This window comes from Streptomyces sp. NPDC006687, from assembly GCF_040636215.1.
Classification (GTDB): domain Bacteria; phylum Actinomycetota; class Actinomycetes; order Streptomycetales; family Streptomycetaceae; genus Streptomyces.
In genome coordinates this window covers 291759-309070 of the sequence record NZ_JBEYJJ010000001.1, presented here as the reverse complement: position 1 = coordinate 309070, position 17312 = coordinate 291759, and the positions used below count along the sequence as shown (strand labels likewise).

Here is a 17312-nt window from a genome sequence, read left to right as displayed (position 1 = left end):
AGGAGACACAAGGCGATGCGTATCGGAGTTCTCACCGCAGGCGGCGACTGCCCCGGCCTGAACGCCGTCATCCGGTCGGTCGTACACCGCGCGCTGGTCGGCCACGGCGACGAGGTCATCGGCTTCGAGGACGGTTTCAAGGGCCTCCTCGACGGCCACTACCGCCCCCTGGACATCAACGCCGTCAGCGGCATCCTGGCCCGCGGCGGCACCATCCTGGGCTCGGCGCGCATGGAGCGCGCCCGGCTCCACGAGGCGGCGGAGAACGCGGACGAGCTGGCGCGCCGCTACCAGCTCGACGCCCTGATTCCGATCGGCGGCGAGGGTACCCTGACGGCCTCCCGGATGCTCTCCGACGCCGGGATGCCGGTGGTCGGCGTGCCGAAGACCATCGACAACGACATCTCCGCCACCGACCGCACCTTCGGCTTCGACACCGCCGTCATGGTCGCGACCGAAGCCATCGACCGCCTCAAGACCACCGCCGAATCGCATCAGCGCGTGATGGTCGTCGAGGTCATGGGCCGCCACGCCGGCTGGATCGCCCTGGAGTCGGGCATGGCCGGCGGTGCCCACGGCATCTGCCTGCCCGAACGGCCCTTCGAGGTGGACGCCCTGGTGAAGATGGTGGAGGAACGCTTCGCCCGGGGGAAGAAGTTCGCCGTCATCTGCGTCGCCGAGGGCGCGCACCCGGCCGAGGGCTCCATGCCCTACGAGAAGGGCGCCATCGACGCGTACGGGCACGAGCGCTTCGCCGGCATCGGCAACCGGCTGGCCGTCGAACTGGAGCGCCGCCTGGGCAAGGAGGCCCGCCCGGTCATCCTCGGCCACGTCCAGCGCGGCGGCGTCCCCACCGCCTACGACCGCGTCCTGGCCACCCGCTTCGGCTGGCACGCCGTCGAGGCCGTGCACCGCGGGCAGTTCGGGAAGATGACCGCCCTGCGCGGCACCGACGTGGTGATGGCCCCGCTGGCCGAGGCCGTCACCGAGCTCAAGAGGGTCCCGGAGAGCCGTATGTACGAGGCCGAGTTCGTCTTCTGACCCGGCCGCGCTCCTATCCCGCACCGCCGGCCAGCGACCAGAACCGCTCCGAGATCGCGTCCAGGTACTCCCGTCCGGCGTCCCCGCTCCACATCGCGCTGTCGCCGCCGCCCCAGCTGACCGTGGCCGCCATCCGCTGCTGGTACTCGGTGTGGAGCAGTGCCAGGATCCGCTCCAGGTGCGCCTTGGGCACCGGCAGCAGCTTGGCCAGCGGCTTGACGTACCCCTGCCAGCGGGTGGTGGCCGCGCTGCGCAGCAGCCCGTCGAGCTCCTCCTGCCGGCCGCTGACCGCCACGAACTGGGGCAGGGTCAGCTTCAGGGCCGAGGCGAGGGCGGCGGACTGGCGCTCGTTGCCCTTCCAGCGCCCGCTCTCCTCCATCTTCAGGTACGCGCTCGGCTCCAGCCCCACCCTGCGGGCCAGGTCCTCGGGGTCCAGGCCCCGGGCGAGCCGGTGCTCCCGCAGGGTGACGGGCTCGGCGAGCAGTTCCCCGGGGGAGCACCAGAGCACCCCGGCGAGGGCGGTGAGCTCGGCGGAGCTGGGCGACTGCTCGCCCTGCTCCCAGGCCGTCACGGTCTCGGGTGCGACGAGCAGGCCGTACTGGGCCCGCAGGCCGTAGGCGACATGACCGGGAGCCATGCCCAGGGCCGCGCGCAGGCGACGCGCGGCGGGGGCATTGAAAGGTGGACTGGAGTGCACACGGCACACGGTAGGAGTGGCCGGGGCGTGACGACTACGGGTCGTTCGAACAAGCCCATAACTCGTAGGAAAGTCCTACGGAGTTCATGACTTTGTGCGGTTTTCCCGGCGACCGTCCGGTAATCGGATGGGCGGAAGATCCACTCACAGCGTACGGATCCGGCCACCGCGGCGCAGGCGGCTTCCCGGGCCCGCGACGTGATCCCCGCCACACACCGTGAACCACACCCCCACGCCGTACGTGATCCATAGCGGGGCCCTCGCGCACGGGGGTAGCGAGGGCCCCCGAAGCCTCCCCGCGGCCCTTTCCTTGACGTCGGCGTCAAGCCGTACGGTCGGGCCATGCGCATCGGCGAACTGGCGAAACGCGCCGGGACCAGCACCCGGACGCTGCGGTACTACGAGTCACGCGGTCTGCTGACCGCCCGGCGGACCGGCAACGGCTACCGCGACTACGACGAGGAGGACCTGCGCCTCCTCCTCCAGATCCGCACCCTCCAGGACTTCGGCTTCGACCTGGAGGACACCCGCCCGTTCGTCGACTGCCTGCGCGACGGCCACCCGGCCGGCGACGCCTGCCCGGCCTCGCTCGCCGTCTACCGGCGCAAGCTCGCCGAGCTCGACGCGCTGATCGGCCGGCTGGCCGACGTGCGCGAGCAGGTCGCGCACCAGTTGGCGGCGGCCGAAGAGGCCGCCGGACAGACGCAGCCGCGCTGCGAGATGAGCGGCTGGGAGAGGGGAACACGATGATCCACGCCAAGGGTGTCGCCGAGGTGACCGACGCCGACTTCGCGGCGGAGGTACTGGCGGAGCGGGACCTCCCGGTCCTGGTGGAGTTCACCGCGGACTGGTGCGGCCCCTGCCGCCAGCTCGCCCCCGTCCTGTCCGCCGTCGCGGCGCAGGAGGAGGGGCGGCTGAAGGTCGTACAGATCGACGCCGACACCAACCCGGACGCCGTCACCCGCTACGGGGTGCTGTCCATGCCGACCCTGCTGCTCTTCCGCGACGGCGAGCCCGTCAAGCAGATCGTCGGCGCCCGCCCCAAGCGGCGCCTCCTCCAGGAGCTGGAGGAGGCACTCGTCACGGCCTGAACCAGACCGTGGCCATCGGCGGCAGCGTCATCCGCAGGCTCTTCCCGCGGCCCTGGGCCGGCACCGGCTCGGGGCGCAGCGGGCGGTCCTGGCGGACGCCGCTGCCGCCGTACACCTCCAGGTCCGTGTTGAGGACCTCCCGCCACTGCGGGACCTCGTCCGGCACACCGAGCCGGTACCCGTGCCGGACCACCGGCGAGAAGTTGGAGACGCACAGCAGCGGCGAGCCGTCGCCCGCGAACCGCAGGAAGGCGAACACGTTGTCGTCGGCGGCGTCCGCCTCCACCCACGCGAAGCCCTCCGGCACGGAATCCCGCTCCCACAGCGCCGGCGCCGCCGTGTACTGCCGGTTCAGGTCGCGCACCAGGTCCCGCACCCCCGTGTGGTCCCCGGCCGCCGAGTACCCGGGGTCCACTACCCACCAGTCCGGGCCCTGGCTCTCCGACCACTCCGAACCCTGGGCGAACTCCTGCCCCATGAACAGCAGCTGCTTGCCCGGATGGGCCCACATGAACCCGAGGTACGCCCGGTGCGTGGCTCGCTGCTGCCACCAGTCGCCCGGCATCTTCGACACCAGCGCGCGCTTGCCGTGCACCACCTCGTCGTGCGAGATCGGCAGCACGTAGTTCTCACTGAACGCGTACACCATCCCGAAGGTCATGTCGTGGTGGTGGTACTTGCGGTGCACCGGCTCCTTCGAGACGTACCGCAGGGTGTCGTGCATCCAGCCCATGTTCCACTTCAGCCCGAAGCCCAGGCCCCCCGCGTCCGTCGGCCGGGTCACCCCGTTCCAGGCGGTGGACTCCTCCGCGACCGTCACCACGCCCGGGCAGCGCCGGTAGACCGTCGCGTTCATCTCCTGGAGCATCGCCACCGCGTCCAGGTTCTCCCGGCCGCCGTGCTCGTTCGGCGACCAGTCGCCCTCCTCGCGCGAGTAGTCCAGGTACAGCATCGAGGCCACCGCGTCCACGCGCAGGCCGTCCACGTGGAACTCCTGGCACCAGTACACGGCGTTGGCCACCAGGAAGTTGCGGACCTCCGTGCGCCCGTAGTCGAACTCCAGCGTCCCCCAGTCCGGGTGCGCGGCCCGCCGCGGGTCCTGGTGCTCGTACAGCGGCCGCCCGTCGAACTCGGCCAGCGCCCAGTCGTCGCGCGGGAAGTGCGCCGGCACCCAGTCGACGATCACCCCGATCCCGGCCCGGTGCAGCGAGTCCACCAGGAAGCGGAAGTCGTCCGGGGTGCCCAGCCGTGAGGTCGGCGCGTAGAAACCGGTCACCTGGTAGCCCCACGAGCCGCCGAAGGGGTGCTCGGCGACCGGCATGAACTCCACGTGGGTGAAGCCCAGTTCGCTGACGTACGCGGGCAGCTGCTCGGCCAGCTCGCGGTAGCTCAGCCCCGGCCGCCAGGAGGCCAGGTGCAGCTCGTACACCGACATCGGCGACAGGTGCGCCGGGCGCAGCCCCCGCGCGGCCATCCACTGCTCGTCGCCCCACTCGTACCGCGAGTCCGTCACCACGGAGGCGGTCGCCGGCGGGACCTCCGCGTACCGGGCCATCGGGTCGGCGCGCAGGGTGTGGCCGCCGTCCGGGCGGGTGATGTCGTACTTGTACAGGGCTCCCTCGCCGATCCCCGGCAGGAACAGCTCCCACACCCCGGTCGAGCCCAGCGAGCGCATCGGGTACGCCCCGCCGTCCCAGCAGCAGAAGTCCCCGGTGACCCGTACGCCCTGCGCGTTCGGCGCCCACACGGTGAACCGGGTGCCGGTGACCCCCTGGTGCTCCATGACCCGCGAGCCGAGCGCCGTCCACAGTTCCTCGTGGCGGCCCTCGCCGATCAGGTGCAGGTCCAGCTCGCCGAGGGCGGGCAGGAACCGGTAGGGGTCGTGGACCTCGCGCTCCTCGCCGTCGTAGGTCACCAGCAGCCGGTAGTCCGGCACCTCGGTCAGCGGCAGCAGGCCGGAGAACAGCCCGTCGCCCTCGTCGGCGAGCTCGGCGCGCAGCCCCTTCGCCACGACGGTGACGGCCTTGGCGTAGGGGCGCAGCACGCGGAAGACCACCCCGCCCTGCTGGACGCGGGCGCCGAGCAGGCCGTGCGGGTCGTGGTGGCGTCCCTCCAGCAGCCGGGCGCGTTCCCCGGCGTCCAGGGCGGGGGCCGGCCGGACCCCCTGGGAGGGGGCGGTGCGGCGGGCGCGCGGGGCGCGGCTGCGCTTCGTGGGTTCCGGGACCGCGGCCGCGGCGGCTTCCTCGCGGACGGTCGGTGACGGCTGTCGTGCGGCGCTCACGCGAGCGGCCTCCTCGGGGGCTTCGGATGCGGGGTGGTGCCGGGTACGGGCGGGGGCATGCGGTGGGCGGGGCGCTCGGGAGCCGAGAGCCGGCGGATCGCCGCCATGGGCACGTGCAGCCAGTCGGGGCGGTGCCGGAACTCGTAGCGCGCCTCGTACACCGCCTTGTCGGTCTCGTACGCGCGCAGCAGGACCGGGTCCTCGCGCGGGTCGCGGCCGGTGGTACGGGCGTAGCCCTCGCAGAACGCGGCCCGGCAGGCGTCCGCCCAGGCGGGTGCGAAGGGCCGGTGCGAGCGGGCGGCGTAGTCGAAGGAGCGCAGTATCCCGGCGATGTCGCGGACGGCCGGTTCGGGGCGGCGGCGGTCGGCCAGGGGGCGGGCGGGCTCCCCCTCGAAGTCGATCAGCGCCCAGCTGCCGTCGGCGGTGCGCAGGGTCTGGCCCAGGTGCAGGTCCCCGTGGATGCGCTGGGCGGAGACCCCTGTACCCCGGGAGGCGGCCAGGGCGTCGAAGGCGCCGCGCAGCCCGGTCTCGTAGGGGCGCAGCGCGGGCACCTCGCGGGCGGTGGCGGCGAGCCGGGCCGTCATCCCGGCGGCGAGCCGGGCGGTCTGCTCGGGGCCCAGGGCCACGGTGGGCAGGGCGTCGGCGAGGGCGCTGTGCACCTCGGCGGTGGCCCGGCCCAGGGCGTGCGCCTCGGCGGTGAAGTCCGCTCCGGCGGCGAGCCGGCGCAGGGCCAGCTGCCAGCCGTCGTCTGAGCCGCGCAGATAGGGCTGGAGCACGCCCAGGGTCAACGGTTCTCCGCCGTCCGGCGCGGCCTCGTACCAGGCGACCGGGGCGGGGACCCGGGCGCAGCCGACGGCGGCGAGCGCTCTGGGCAGCTCCAGGTCCGGGTTGGTCCCGGGGCCGACCCGGCGGAACACCTTGAGGATGTAGGTGTCCCCGTAGATCAGGGAGGAGTTGGTCTGTTCCCCGGACAGCGGCCGGGGGGTGAGCCCGGCTTCGATCGGGGTGTCCGGGACCCGGTCGAAGCGGAGCGGGCCCAGGGCGCCGGGGGAGCGCAGCCGCTCCAGCAGCAGGGTGGCGAGCCGGGGGTCGCGCAGGGCCTCGTACACGGCCATCCCGGCGTACGGGCCCGAGCGCGGGTGGCCGATCAGGGCGGGCGCGAGGGCGGGCGGCAGCGGCGACGGGCGCAGGCCCAGCAGCAGTTGGTAGCAGTCCCCGTCCACGTCGAGCAGCAGGTGCAGCAGTCCCGGGACGGAGCCCGGTGGCAGCAGCTCGGACGCGGAGACGGGCCTGAGCCGGCCGATCCCGCGTCCCTTCCCCGCGAACCAGCGCTGTGCGGGCAGCCATTCCCTCAGCATCGGTTCGAACGGGCCGATCCCGGCGGCCCGGTCGGCCGTGAGCCGGCTCCGGGCGGATGCAGCCTCCGACATGGCGTCGCGTCCTTTCCCCGGGCCGTCACAGAATGCGCAGAGTGTCCCGGATGTGCGGCAGTTGCTTCTCCGGTAAGTGCGAGTGTCGGGTCAGGATGCTCCGTATTGGGGCGGGCGTTGACCCGTTGGAGTGCCCGCCCCTGTGCGGTACCGCGCAGGTTCGCGCGGCTGGGCTAACGCCGGCGCCTACTCCCGGCGCAGGCGGAACCAGTAGAAGCCGTGGCCCGCCAGGGTCAGCAGGTACGGCCACTCGCCGATCGGCGGGAAGCGCACGTCACCCGTGAGCTCCACGGGGACCCGTCCGTTGAACGAGCGCAGGTCCAGCTCGGTGGGCTGCGCGAAGCGCGAGAAGTTGTGCACGCACAGCACCAGGTCGTCCCCGTACTCGCGCAGGAACGCGAGAACGGCCGGGTTGGACGAGGCCAGTTCGGTGTACGAACCGAGTCCGAAGGCGGGGTTCACCTTGCGGATCTCGATCAGCCTGCGGGTCCAGTGCAGCAGCGAGGAGGGCGACGCCATGGACGCCTCGACGTTGGTGACCTGGTACCCGTAGACCGGGTCCATGATGACCGGCAGGTTCAGCCTGCCCGGATCGCAGGAGGAGAAACCGGCGTTGCGGTCGGGGGTCCACTGCATGGGCGTGCGCACGCCGTCGCGGTCGCCGAGCCAGATGTTGTCGCCCATGCCGATCTCGTCGCCGTAGTAGAGGATCGGCGAACCGGGCAGGGACAGCAGCAGGGCGGTGAACAGCTCGATCTGGTTGCGGTCGTTGTCCAGGAGCGGGGCGAGCCGGCGCCGGATGCCGATGTTGGCGCGCATCCGGGGGTCCTTGGCGTACTCGGAGTACATGTAGTCGCGCTCTTCGTCCGTGACCATTTCGAGGGTGAGCTCGTCGTGGTTGCGCAGGAAGATGCCCCACTGGCAGCGGTCCGGGATCGCCGGGGTCTTGGCCAGGATCTCCGAGACGGGGTAGCGCGATTCGCGGCGCACGGCCATGAAGATGCGCGGCATGACGGGGAAGTGGAAGGCCATGTGGCACTCGTCCCCGCCGGTGGCGTAGTCCCCGAAGTAGTCGACGACGTCCTCGGGCCACTGGTTGGCCTCGGCGAGCAGGACGGTGTCCGGGTAGTGCGCGTCGATCTCCGCTCTGACCCGCTTGAGCAGCGCGTGGGTGCGCGGCAGGTTCTCGCAGTTGGTGCCCTCCTCGGCGTACAGGTAGGGCACGGCGTCGAGGCGGAAGCCGTCGATGCCGAGGTCGAGCCAGAACCGCAGGGCGGAGATGATCTCCTCCTGCACGGCCGGGTTCTCGAAGTTGAGGTCCGGCTGGTGCGAGAAGAAGCGGTGCCAGTAGTACTGCTTGCGGACCGGGTCGTACGTCCAGTTCGAGGTCTCGGTGTCGACGAAGATGATGCGGGCGTCCTGGTACTGCTTGTCGTTGTCCGCCCACATGTAGTAGTCGCCGTAGGGGCCGTCCGGGTCCGTGCGGGACTGCTGGAACCACTCGTGCTGGTCGCTGGTGTGGTTCATGACGAAGTCGATGATCACCCGCATGCCGCGGCTGTGCGCGGCGTCCACGAACTCCACGAAGTCGGCGAGGTCCCCGAACTCGGGGAGCACCGCCGTGTAGTCGGAGACGTCGTAGCCCCCGTCGCGCAGCGGTGAGGCGAAGAACGGCGGCAGCCAGAGGCAGTCGATGCCGAGCCACTGGAGGTAGTCCAGTTTCTGGGTGAGCCCCTTGAGGTCCCCGACACCGTCGCCGTTGCTGTCGTGGAAGGAGCGGACGAGGACCTCGTAGAAGACGGCCCGCTTGAACCAGTCGGGGTCGCGGTCCTTGGCGGGGGTGTCCTCGAAGGTGTCGGGGACGGGGTCGTTGATCATCATGTGGTGGGTGACCCTCCGGTGGGCGGGGACGGTCGCAGGGCGACGAGGACGTGCGCGGGCGTACGGCCCGGTTCCAGGCGCACGTAGTTCGCCCTGCCCCAGTGGTAGGTCTCGCCGGTGAGCTCGTCGCGCACTGCGAGGGACCCGTGCCAGTCGAGGCCGAGTACCGGCATGTCCAACGAGACCGTCGCCTCCTGGGTGTGGTGCGGGTCGAGGTTGACGACCACCAGTACGGAATTGCCACCCGCGTGCTTCGAGTAGGCGATCACCTGTTCGTTGTCGGTGGTGTGGAAGTGCAGGTCCCGTAGCTGCTGGAGCGCCGGGTTGCGCCGGCGGGTCCGGTTCAGGGTGGTGATCAGCGGGGCGATGGTGCGGCCCTCGCGGTCGGCCGCCTCCCAGTCGCGGGGGCGCAGCTCGTACTTCTCGGAGTTCAGGTACTCCTCGCTGCCCTCGTGCACCGCCTCGTTCTCGCAGAGCTCGTAGCCGGCGTAGATCCCCCAGGTGGGGGAGAGGGTGGCGGCGAGCACCGCGCGGATCTCGAAGGCGGGCCGGCCGCCCTTCTGGAGGTAGGCGTGGAGGATGTCGGGGGTGTTGACGAAGAAGTTCGGCCGCATCACCGAGGCCGAACGGGTCCCCGTCAGCTCGGTCAGGTACTCCGTCAGCTCGGCCTTGGTGTTGCGCCAGGTGAAGTACGTGTACGACTGCTGGAAGCCGATCGAGGCGAGGGCGCGCATCATGGCGGGCCGGGTGAACGCCTCCGCCAGGAAGATCACGTCGGGGTCGGTCTTGTTGATCTCCGCGATGACCTTCTGCCAGAAGAGGACCGGCTTGGTGTGCGGGTTGTCCACCCGGAAGATCCGGACGCCGTGGTCCATCCAGTGCCGCAGGATCCGGCAGGTCTCCTCGACGATCCCGGCCATGTCGGCGTCGAAGTGGACCGGGTAGATGTCCTGGTACTTCTTCGGCGGGTTCTCGGCGTAGGCGATGGTCCCGTCGGCGCGGTGGCGGAACCACTCCGGGTGCTTGTCCACCCAGGGGTGGTCCGGGGAGCACTGGAGCGCGAAGTCCAGGGCGATCTCCAGGCGCAGCTCACGGGCGCGCGCCACGAAGGCGTCGAAGTCCTCCAGGGTCCCCAGCTCCGGGTGGACGGCGTCGTGGCCGCCCTCCGGAGAGCCGATGGCCCACGGCACACCGGGGTCCCAATCGCCCGCCGAGAGCGTGTTGTTGGGGCCCTTGCGGTAGGTGCTCCCGATGGGGTGGATGGGCGGCAGGTACACCACGTCGAAGCCCATCGCGGCGATGGCCGGAAGCCGGTCGGCGGCGGTCCGGAAGGTGCCGCTGACGGGAGCCGAGCCGGGCTCCACCACCGCTCCCTCGGAGCGGGGGAACATCTCGTACCAGGAACCGAAGAGGGCCCGCTTGCGTTCCACCAGCAGCGGCAGCGCCTTCGCGGAGGTCACCAGCTCCCGGTACGGGCGCCGCGCGAGCGCCGCGTCGACGGCCGGGTCCAGCGCGGCCGCGTAGCGCACCTCCACGGGCCGGTCCTCGTCGCGCATCACCTCGGCCGCGGCCAGCACGGCCTCGCGGCCGTCGCGCTTGGGCACCTTGGCGGCGGCCCGCTCGTAGAGCTCGGCGCCCTCGACGAGCGTCAGGTCGGTGTCCATGCCCGCCGGGATCTTGATCGCGGCATGGGCGCGCCAGGTGGCGACCGGATCGCTCCACGCCTCGACGGTGTACGTCCACCTCCCCTCGGTCTCGGCGGAGACGCGGGCCCCCCACCGGTCGGTACCGGGGGCCAGCTCGCGCATCGGCACCGGCGGCCGCAGCCGCCCGCTCGGATCACGCAGGACCACATGGGCCGAAACGGCGTCGTGGCCCTCGCGGAAGATGGTGGCGGAAATCTCGAAGACCTCGTCCACCACCGCCTTGGCGGGTCTGGCCCCGCAGTCGACGGCGGGCAGGACGTCCAGCACGGGAATGCGACCGATCATGATGGGATCACCTGGGGGCAGTTCGCAGGGCTCGGTGACGGGCCAGCCGGAATCACGGCTGGTAGTGCACGCTCTGTTCGCTCTGTTTCTAGCCGCTCGGAAGACGGCTGGGCTGCGGGCATGGCCGCTCCTGTCCGCGTTCACTCGGGTGGCGGGAGAAGGTCGGGGGAGGTGCGCCGTGCGTGTCGCGTATACCCGCTCAGCCCTTCCCACTCTCGCAGCGCCCAATCCGTGCTGTCGGATAACTACTCGTACGTAAGGAGCGGGCCATTCCCCAAGGGCCCCCTCGACATCCGCCGAGGCTCCGTCAAGTCGGTGCGCACCAGGTGACGTCCAACGAGTCACCCCCGCACCGGGCGCCCCGCTGACCCCGCGTGCCCCAGGGGAGCGTTCAGCTCCTGGGCGCGAACCCCCGGACTGACGGGGTTTCAGCACTTCGGAAGGGGTCACCCGGGCGGGCGATCCGCGCGAGAATGCGCGGCATGGGTCTGACCGAGCAGCTCCTGCATCCCGACCCCCGGCAGCGGGAACAGGCAGCGCGGTGGGTGAGCGGCGCCGTGTGGGATCCCGGGGCGGAGGGCGAGCTGGCCGGGGTGCTGGTCGAGGCCGCCTGCGCCGAGGAGGACCCCGGGGCGCTGGAGGCGCAGCTCGGCGCGCTCGTCACCGTCGAGGCGGGGATCAGCGACCTCGGGCTCCAGCGGCTCGGGGTGCTCTGGCCGGCGCCGCCCGTGCTGGAGCGGCTCCTCGCGCGGGCCGGGCGGCTCCAGGTCTGCGCCCCCGTCACCCCCGGCGGGGCCGCCACCCTCGCCGTGGTGCGCTGCCTGCGCGGGGTCCCTCGTACGGGGGCACGGCTGCGGACCCCGGGCGGGGCGTGGGTGGTGCTGGAGCGGATCGAGCTCTACGGGCGGGCCGTCGACCGGCTGGACGCCGGCAGCACCGCCCGGGTGCTGCTGTCCGGGGCGGGGGCGCGCGGGCTGGAGGAGTGGGACCGGCTGGAGGCCGACCCCCGCGCCCGGGAGTGCGTACGGCGGATGCTGGACCCCGATCCCCGGGTGCGGGCCCTGGCCGCCGACGAAGCCGCCGGCGAGGCCGCGGGCCGGCCCGGCGCCTGGGACGCGGACGCCGGCCGCCGGCTGTGCGCCGCCCTGGCCCGCGCCGCCGTCCGGGAGAGCGACCCGCGGGCCCTGGAGCGCGAGCTGCACGCCCTCCTGCGGCTCGGCCACTTCCTCACCCCGCCCGTCCTCGCCCTGCTGCGGGGCATGGAAGGCGCCACCCTGCCGCCCTCCCTGCGCGCCTGCCTGGACGACCTGTTGGGCGAACGGCCACCGGGGGAGCCGATCCGGGGCTAGCCTTCCTGGGGCGTTGCGTGCCTGCACAGCGTGGTGCGGCCGCTCCGATCCGTCACCCCTGCGAAGGTGGAACACGTGAAGGCTATCCGTCGATTCACCGTGCGCCCCGTCCTCCCCGAACCCCTCGTGCCACTCGCCCAGCTCGCGCGCAACCTGCGCTGGTCGTGGCATACGGAAACCCGCGAACTCTTCCAATCCGTCGACCCCGAGGGCTGGCAGGCCGCCGGCGGCGACCCCGTCCGGCTGCTCGGCACCGTCTCCGCCGCCCGTCTCGCCGAACTCGCCGCCGACCGGCGCTTCCTGCGCCGCCTCGCCGTCGCCGTCGCCGACCTCGACGACTACCTGCACGGCGGCAGGTGGTACCAGACCCACGAGAACAGCGGCGGCCTGCCCGCCGCCATCGCCTACTTCTCCCCCGAATTCGGCATCACCGCCGCCCTGCCCCAGTACTCCGGGGGCCTGGGGATCCTCGCCGGCGACCACCTCAAGGCCGCCAGCGACCTCGGCGTCCCCCTCATCGGCGTCGGCCTGCTCTACCGGCACGGCTACTTCCGCCAGTCGCTCTCCCGCGAGGGCTGGCAGCAGGAGCACTACCCCGTCCTCGACCCCCACGAGCTGCCCCTGTGCCTGCTCCGCCAGGAGGACGGCACCCCCGCCCGCGTGACCCTCTCCCTCCCCGGCGGACGGTCGTTGCACGCGCACATCTGGCAGGCTCGCGTCGGCCGGGTCCCGCTGCTGCTGCTCGACTCCGACGTCGAGGACAACGACGCCGCCGCCCGCGACGTGACCGACCGGCTCTACGGCGGCGGCAGCGACCACCGCCTCCTCCAGGAGATGCTGCTCGGCATCGGCGGCGTCCGGGCCGTGCGCACCTACTGCCGCATCACCGGCCACCCCGGCCCCGAGGTCTTCCACACCAACGAGGGCCACGCCGGCTTCCTCGGCCTCGAACGCATGAGGGAGCTGGAAGGAGATCCCGGCCTCGGCTTCGACGCCGCCCTGGAAGCCGTCCGCGCCGGGACCGTCTTCACCACCCACACCCCCGTCCCCGCCGGCATCGACCGCTTCGAGCGCTCCCTGGTGGCCCGCCACTTCGGCGAGGGCGGCGAACTCCCCGGCGTACCCGTCGAGCGGATCCTGGAGCTCGGTGCCGAGTCCTACCCCGGCGGCGACCCCGGCGTGTTCAACATGGCCGTCATGGGCCTGCGCCTGGCCCAGCGCGCCAACGGGGTGTCCACCCTCCACGGGGCGGTCAGCCGGGGCATGTTCGCCGGGCTCTGGCCGGGCTTCGACCCCGCCGACGTCCCCATCGCCTCCGTGACCAACGGGGTGCACGCCCCGACCTGGGTCGCCCCCGAGGTCATGCGGCTCGGCGCCCGCCAGATCGGCGCGGGGCGCACCGAGGACGCCCTCGCCGTCGGCGACTCCACCCGCTGGGACGCCGTCGCGCAGATCGCCGACCAGGACGTGTGGGAGGTCCGGCGCTCGCTGCGCGAACAGCTGGTGCAGGAGGTACGGGACCGGCTGCGCGCCTCCTGGAAGCAGCGCGGCGCCGCCGACGCCGAGCTCGGCTGGGTGGACTCCGTCCTCGACCCGGACGTGCTGACCATCGGCTTCGCCCGGCGCGTCCCCTCCTACAAGCGGCTCACCCTGATGCTGCGCGACCCCGAGCGGCTGCGCCGTCTGCTGCTGCACCCCGACCGCCCGGTGCAGATCGTCGTGGCGGGCAAGGCGCACCCGGCGGACGACGGCGGCAAGCGGCTCGTCCAGGAGCTGGTGCGCTTCTCGGACGACCCGCGCGTGCGGCACCGGATCGTGTTCCTGCCCGACTACGGCATGGCCATGGCACAGAAGCTCTACCCGGGCTGCGACGTCTGGCTCAACAACCCGCTGCGGCCGCTGGAGGCGTGCGGGACCAGCGGGATGAAGGCCGCGCTCAACGGCTGCCTCAACCTGTCGGTGCTGGACGGCTGGTGGGACGAGTGGTTCGAGCCCGACTTCGGCTGGGCCATCCCCACCGCCGACGGACTCGGCACGGACGAGGACCGCCGCGACGACCTGGAGGCGGGCGCCCTCTACGAGCTGATCGAGAACCGGGTCGCGCCCCGCTTCTACGACCGGGCCGGCCGCACCGGACTGCCCGACCGGTGGATCGAGATGGTCCGGCGCACCCTGGTCTCCCTGGGCCCGAAGGTGCTCGCGGGGCGGATGGTACGGGAGTACGTGGAGCGGCTCTACGCCCCCGCCGCGCTCTCCCACCGCGCCCTGACCGCCGACGCGGCGCGGGACCTGGCCTGGTGGAAGGGCCGGGTCCGGGCCGCCTGGCCGAGCGTGGCCGTCGAGCACGTGGAGGCCGTCGCCGCCACACCCGTGGGCGGCACCGCCGAGCTGGGGGCCACCCTCACGCTGCGGGTGCGGGTGGCGCTCGACGCGCTCGCGCCGGAGGACGTGGAGGTGCAGGCCGTCGCGGGCCGGGTGGACGCCCAGGACGTGATCAAGGACGCGCGGGCCTTCCCCCTCAAGCCCGCCACCGGTCCCGACCTGGAGGGGCGCTGGGTGTACGAGGGCCCGCTCGCCCTCGACCGGACGGGTCCCTTCGGCTACACGGTACGGGTCCTGCCCGCGCACCCGCTGCTGGCGACCCCGGCCGAGATGGGGCTGGTCGCGGGCCCGGTGGTGGACCCAGATCCGGCGGGCGGGGTCGTGCTGCGCTGACCCGGCCCGGCGACGCCGGGGACGGTCAGGGGGCGGGCGGCGGGTCCACCAGCCGCCCGTCCTCGACCAGCATCCCGGCCCGCTTGAGGGTCCGCAGGTTCGGGATCACCTCCACCTGCCCGACGCCGGGCACCGCGCCGATCCGCTCGGTCAGGTACGTGTACAGCGCGTCGGTGTCCCGGCACAGCACCACGGCCAGCAGGTTCGCCGCCCCGGTGATGGCCGCCGCGAACGGCACCTCCGGATGGCTCTCCAGGGCGGCCCCCACCTCCGCCAGCCGGGCCGGCGGCACGGTCAGCAGCAGGGAGGCGTCCGCCTCGAAGCCCAGGTGCTCCGGGATGACCTCCACGTCGAAGTAGACGGCCCTGCCCTCCCGCAGCCGCTCCAGCCTGCGCCGGGCGGTGGACTCCGACAGGCCCGAGGCGCGGGCCAGCTCCGGGTAGCCGGCGCGGCCGTCCTGCCGCAGGACCGCCAGCATCGCCAGCTCGGCGTCGTCCAGGGTGTAGCGGGCGTCCTTGTACCCCGGCGCGGGCGGCGGCGGCTCCAGGGCCGCGACCTGGTCCGGGCGCAGCACCGCCATCCCCGCCCAGGCCCCGGGGCCGCCGACGTACTTGCGCAGGACGGTGTGCGCGCTGATCGCGGTGACCCGGCGGGTGCGCGGCAGCTTCTCCAGCAGCAGGGCGTCCCGGTCCTCCCGGGTCCGGGCCCGGGTCATGCAGTGGATCTCCGTACCGCCCGAGTTCAGGGTGACCCAGGCGATGTCCGGCCGCCGGGCCAGCGCCTCGGCCACCGCCACCGCCGCGTCGGGTGCGCACTGCACGCGCACCCAGGACTCGAACAGCCCGACCCGGCTGCCGACGGGCAGTCCGACCACCCGCAGCAGCCCGTTGCCGCGCAGCCGGTGGTAGCGGCGCACCACCGTCTGGTCGGAGACCTCCAGTACCTCGGCGAGCCGGCTGAAGGGGGCCCGGCCGTCGATGGCCAGGGCCTGAGCGAGGGCCCGGTCAAAGGGGTCCAGTGCGATGGGGCCGTTTCCGGACCGTTGCGAGGGCTGCATGGTTTCCATCATCGCAGGACCGGCGAAGACAGGAATCCTGCGCGGATGGGCTTGTGGGTGGGTGATTCGGTGCTCCGCTGCGACGGTGGGGGTGACCGCAGCGAAGCCCCCGCCGGGCACCGACGACCCCGGCACCGAAGCACCAGAGGAGAAAACCCCATGCGCAAATGGCTGCCCTTGACGGCGGTGTGCATCGGGGCGTTCATGCTCCTGGTCGACGTCACCATCGTGACCGTCGCCCTCCCGGACATGGCCGCCGACATGCACACCGGTTTCGCGGGGCTCCAGTGGGTGATGGACATCTACGCCCTCGCCCTCGCCGCCCTCCTGCTCGGTTCGGGCTCGCTCGCCGACCGGATCGGCCGGCGCCGGGTCTACCTCGGCGGGCTCGTCGTCTTCGCCGCCGCCTCCCTGGTCTGCGGCCTGGCCGGCGGACCGGGCGCGCTGATCGCCTTCCGCGCCGTCCAGGGCATCGGCGGAGCGGCCATGGCCGCCACCTCCATGGCCCTGCTCAGCGCCTCCTACCAGGGCCGCGACCGAGGGGTGGCCTTCGGCGTCTGGGGCGCGGTCAACGGCGCCGCCGCGGCGGCCGGGCCGATCGTCGGCGGGCTGCTGACCGAGCACTTCGGCTGGCGCTGGATCTTCTTCATCAACCTGCCCCTGTGCGCCCTGGCCGTGTTCGTGACGCTCAAAGCGGTGGCCGAATCCCGCGATCCGCGGGCCCAGGGGCTCGACCTGCCCGGCATGGCCACCTTCACCGTGGGAGCCGGGGCCCTGACGTACGCGCTGATCCGGGCCGGTGAGGACGGCTGGGGCTCCGCCTCCACCCTGGCTCTGTTCGCCCTGGCGGTGGCCGCCTTCGCCGCCTTCGTCCTGGTCGAGCTGCGCGGCTCCCGCCCGATGCTGGACCTCTCGCTCTTCCGCAGCCCGGCCTTCGTGGCGGTGATGATCGCCGGACTGCTGACCTCCGGGGCGGCGTTCTCGTACCTGATGTACGTCTCCCTGTGGCTGCAGTCCGCCGAGGGGATGAGCCCGGTGGGCGCCGGTCTGGCGCTGGTGCCGATGAGCCTGGCCGCGTTCGCCGTCGCGGCGGGGGCCGGGCGGCTGCTGCACGGGCTCCCCGCCCGGCTGACCATCGGCGGCGGGCTGCTGCTGATCGGCGCGGGCGCGCTGCTCCAGGCCGGGATGCTCGACGCCGGGGACAGCTGGCCGGCGCTGGTGCCGGGGCTGGTGCTGACCGGGGTCGGGGTCGGCGTGTCGATCCCGTCGCTGGCGGCCTCCGCCATGGGGGCGGTGCCGCCGGCGCGGGCGGGGATGGCCGGCGGGGTGCTGAACACCGCGCGGCAGCTGGGTACCGCCCTGGGTATCGCGGTGCTGGGCGCGGTGTTCCACGCGGGGCTGGTGGACGGGCTCGGCGGGCAGCCCGCCGCTACCGCCGACGCCCTGGCCGCCGGCGGGGCGGGCCGGCTGCTGGCCGTGCCCGGGGCGCGGGCGTGGGTGGACGCCGCCTTCGCGAGCGGGCTGCGGGAGACCTTCGTGGTCTCCGGCGCGCTGGGCCTCGTCGGCGGGCTGGCGGTGGTGCTGCTGATGCGGCGTCCGGCGGCGGGCGGTGCGGGCGGCGCGGGCGGTGCGGCCCGGGTTCCGGCCCCGGCCGGCGAACCGGCCCGGCCGCAGCAGCCGGCCTAGGCGGCGGCACCGGGCGGGGTCAGCCCCCGGGCCGGCGGCCGGAACGCGGGGCGGGCTCCGGACGGTCCGCGGCGGGCGCGCCAGGAGGGTGAA

At 73.1% G+C, this 17312-nt stretch carries 12 protein-coding genes; 6 read left to right on the top strand and 6 right to left on the bottom strand.

Translation table 11 applies throughout. From position 1 onward, the window contains the following. The first annotated feature begins 15 nt into the window (after positions 1-15). Entirely contained in the window at positions 16-1041 is a 1026-nt protein-coding gene (locus ABZ716_RS01370) for an ATP-dependent 6-phosphofructokinase (protein WP_358955610.1), read from the top strand. A 13-nt stretch (positions 1042-1054) separates the two neighbouring features. Here the strand turns inward: ABZ716_RS01370 and ABZ716_RS01365 are convergent, their stop codons facing one another. Continuing rightward, a complete protein-coding gene (locus ABZ716_RS01365; RefSeq protein WP_358955878.1) occupies positions 1055-1678 on the bottom strand; it encodes a helix-turn-helix transcriptional regulator in 624 nt (207 codons plus the stop codon). A 402-nt stretch (positions 1679-2080) separates the two neighbouring features. Here ABZ716_RS01365 and ABZ716_RS01360 point away from each other — a divergent pair, with 402 nt between their 5' ends. After that, positions 2081-2488: a MerR family transcriptional regulator gene (locus tag ABZ716_RS01360; protein WP_358812463.1), complete on the top strand. Its 408-nt coding sequence runs from the start codon at positions 2081-2083 to the stop codon at positions 2486-2488. Next, entirely contained in the window at positions 2485-2829 is a 345-nt protein-coding gene (trxA, locus tag ABZ716_RS01355) for a thioredoxin (protein WP_358812462.1), read from the top strand. The genes ABZ716_RS01360 and trxA overlap by 4 nt, the downstream gene beginning before the upstream one ends. Here the strand turns inward: trxA and glgB are convergent. From glgB to ABZ716_RS01335, 4 genes are all read right to left on the bottom strand, one after another. Then, a complete protein-coding gene (gene glgB, locus ABZ716_RS01350; protein WP_358955608.1) occupies positions 2819-5110 on the bottom strand; it encodes a 1,4-alpha-glucan branching enzyme in 2292 nt (763 codons plus the stop codon). The genes trxA and glgB overlap by 11 nt on opposite strands. After that, complete coding sequence (locus ABZ716_RS01345; protein WP_358812460.1) at positions 5107-6540, bottom strand: maltokinase; 1434 nt, start codon at positions 6538-6540, stop codon at positions 5107-5109. Before ABZ716_RS01345 ends, glgB begins: the two co-directional genes overlap by 4 nt. Before the next feature lie 186 nt (positions 6541-6726). Continuing rightward, positions 6727-8421, bottom strand: coding sequence for a maltose alpha-D-glucosyltransferase (treS, locus tag ABZ716_RS01340; protein ID WP_351878944.1), 1695 nt, complete (start codon positions 8419-8421; stop codon positions 6727-6729). After that, positions 8418-10412, bottom strand: a complete 1995-nt coding sequence (locus ABZ716_RS01335) for an alpha-1,4-glucan--maltose-1-phosphate maltosyltransferase (RefSeq protein WP_358812459.1) — start codon at positions 10410-10412, stop codon at positions 8418-8420. Before ABZ716_RS01335 ends, treS begins: the two co-directional genes overlap by 4 nt. Positions 10413-10894: 482 nt before the next feature. On the opposite strand from ABZ716_RS01335, the gene ABZ716_RS01330 reads away from it, so the two are divergent. Together ABZ716_RS01330 and glgP are read left to right on the top strand one after the other, a co-directional pair. Next, a complete protein-coding gene (locus ABZ716_RS01330) occupies positions 10895-11761 on the top strand; it encodes a hypothetical protein (protein WP_358812458.1) in 867 nt (288 codons plus the stop codon). 75 nt (positions 11762-11836) lie between these two features. After that, positions 11837-14476, top strand: coding sequence for an alpha-glucan family phosphorylase (gene glgP / locus ABZ716_RS01325; RefSeq protein WP_358812457.1), 2640 nt, complete (start codon positions 11837-11839; stop codon positions 14474-14476). A 25-nt stretch (positions 14477-14501) separates the two neighbouring features. Here glgP and ABZ716_RS01320 read toward each other — a convergent pair whose 3' ends face one another. Then, positions 14502-15533, bottom strand: coding sequence for an AsnC family transcriptional regulator (locus tag ABZ716_RS01320; RefSeq protein ID WP_358955606.1), 1032 nt, complete (start codon positions 15531-15533; stop codon positions 14502-14504). Positions 15534-15692: 159 nt separating this feature from the next. On the opposite strand from ABZ716_RS01320, the gene ABZ716_RS01315 reads away from it, so the two are divergent. Further along, a complete protein-coding gene (locus ABZ716_RS01315; RefSeq protein ID WP_358955603.1) occupies positions 15693-17219 on the top strand; it encodes an MFS transporter in 1527 nt (508 codons plus the stop codon). The last annotated feature ends 93 nt before the right edge of the window (positions 17220-17312 follow it).

Bases quoted from the DNA above. Each gene is read 5' to 3' on its own strand.
- ABZ716_RS01370 (WP_358955610.1), top strand. From the start codon at position 16: ATGCGTATCGGAGTTCTCACCGCAGGCGGCGACTGCCCCGGCCTGAAC.
- ABZ716_RS01365 (WP_358955878.1), bottom strand. From the start codon at position 1,678: ATGGCTCCCGGTCATGTCGCCTACGGCCTGCGGGCCCAGTACGGCCTG.
- ABZ716_RS01360 (WP_358812463.1), top strand. From the start codon at position 2,081: ATGCGCATCGGCGAACTGGCGAAACGCGCCGGGACCAGCACCCGGACG.
- trxA (WP_358812462.1), top strand. From the start codon at position 2,485: ATGATCCACGCCAAGGGTGTCGCCGAGGTGACCGACGCCGACTTCGCG.
- ABZ716_RS01345 (WP_358812460.1), bottom strand. From the start codon at position 6,540: ATGTCGGAGGCTGCATCCGCCCGGAGCCGGCTCACGGCCGACCGGGCC.
- treS (WP_351878944.1), bottom strand. From the start codon at position 8,421: ATGATGATCAACGACCCCGTCCCCGACACCTTCGAGGACACCCCCGCC.
- ABZ716_RS01335 (WP_358812459.1), bottom strand. From the start codon at position 10,412: ATGATCGGTCGCATTCCCGTGCTGGACGTCCTGCCCGCCGTCGACTGC.
- ABZ716_RS01330 (WP_358812458.1), top strand. From the start codon at position 10,895: ATGGGTCTGACCGAGCAGCTCCTGCATCCCGACCCCCGGCAGCGGGAA.
- ABZ716_RS01320 (WP_358955606.1), bottom strand. From the start codon at position 15,533: ATGCAGCCCTCGCAACGGTCCGGAAACGGCCCCATCGCACTGGACCCC.
- ABZ716_RS01315 (WP_358955603.1), top strand. From the start codon at position 15,693: ATGCGCAAATGGCTGCCCTTGACGGCGGTGTGCATCGGGGCGTTCATG.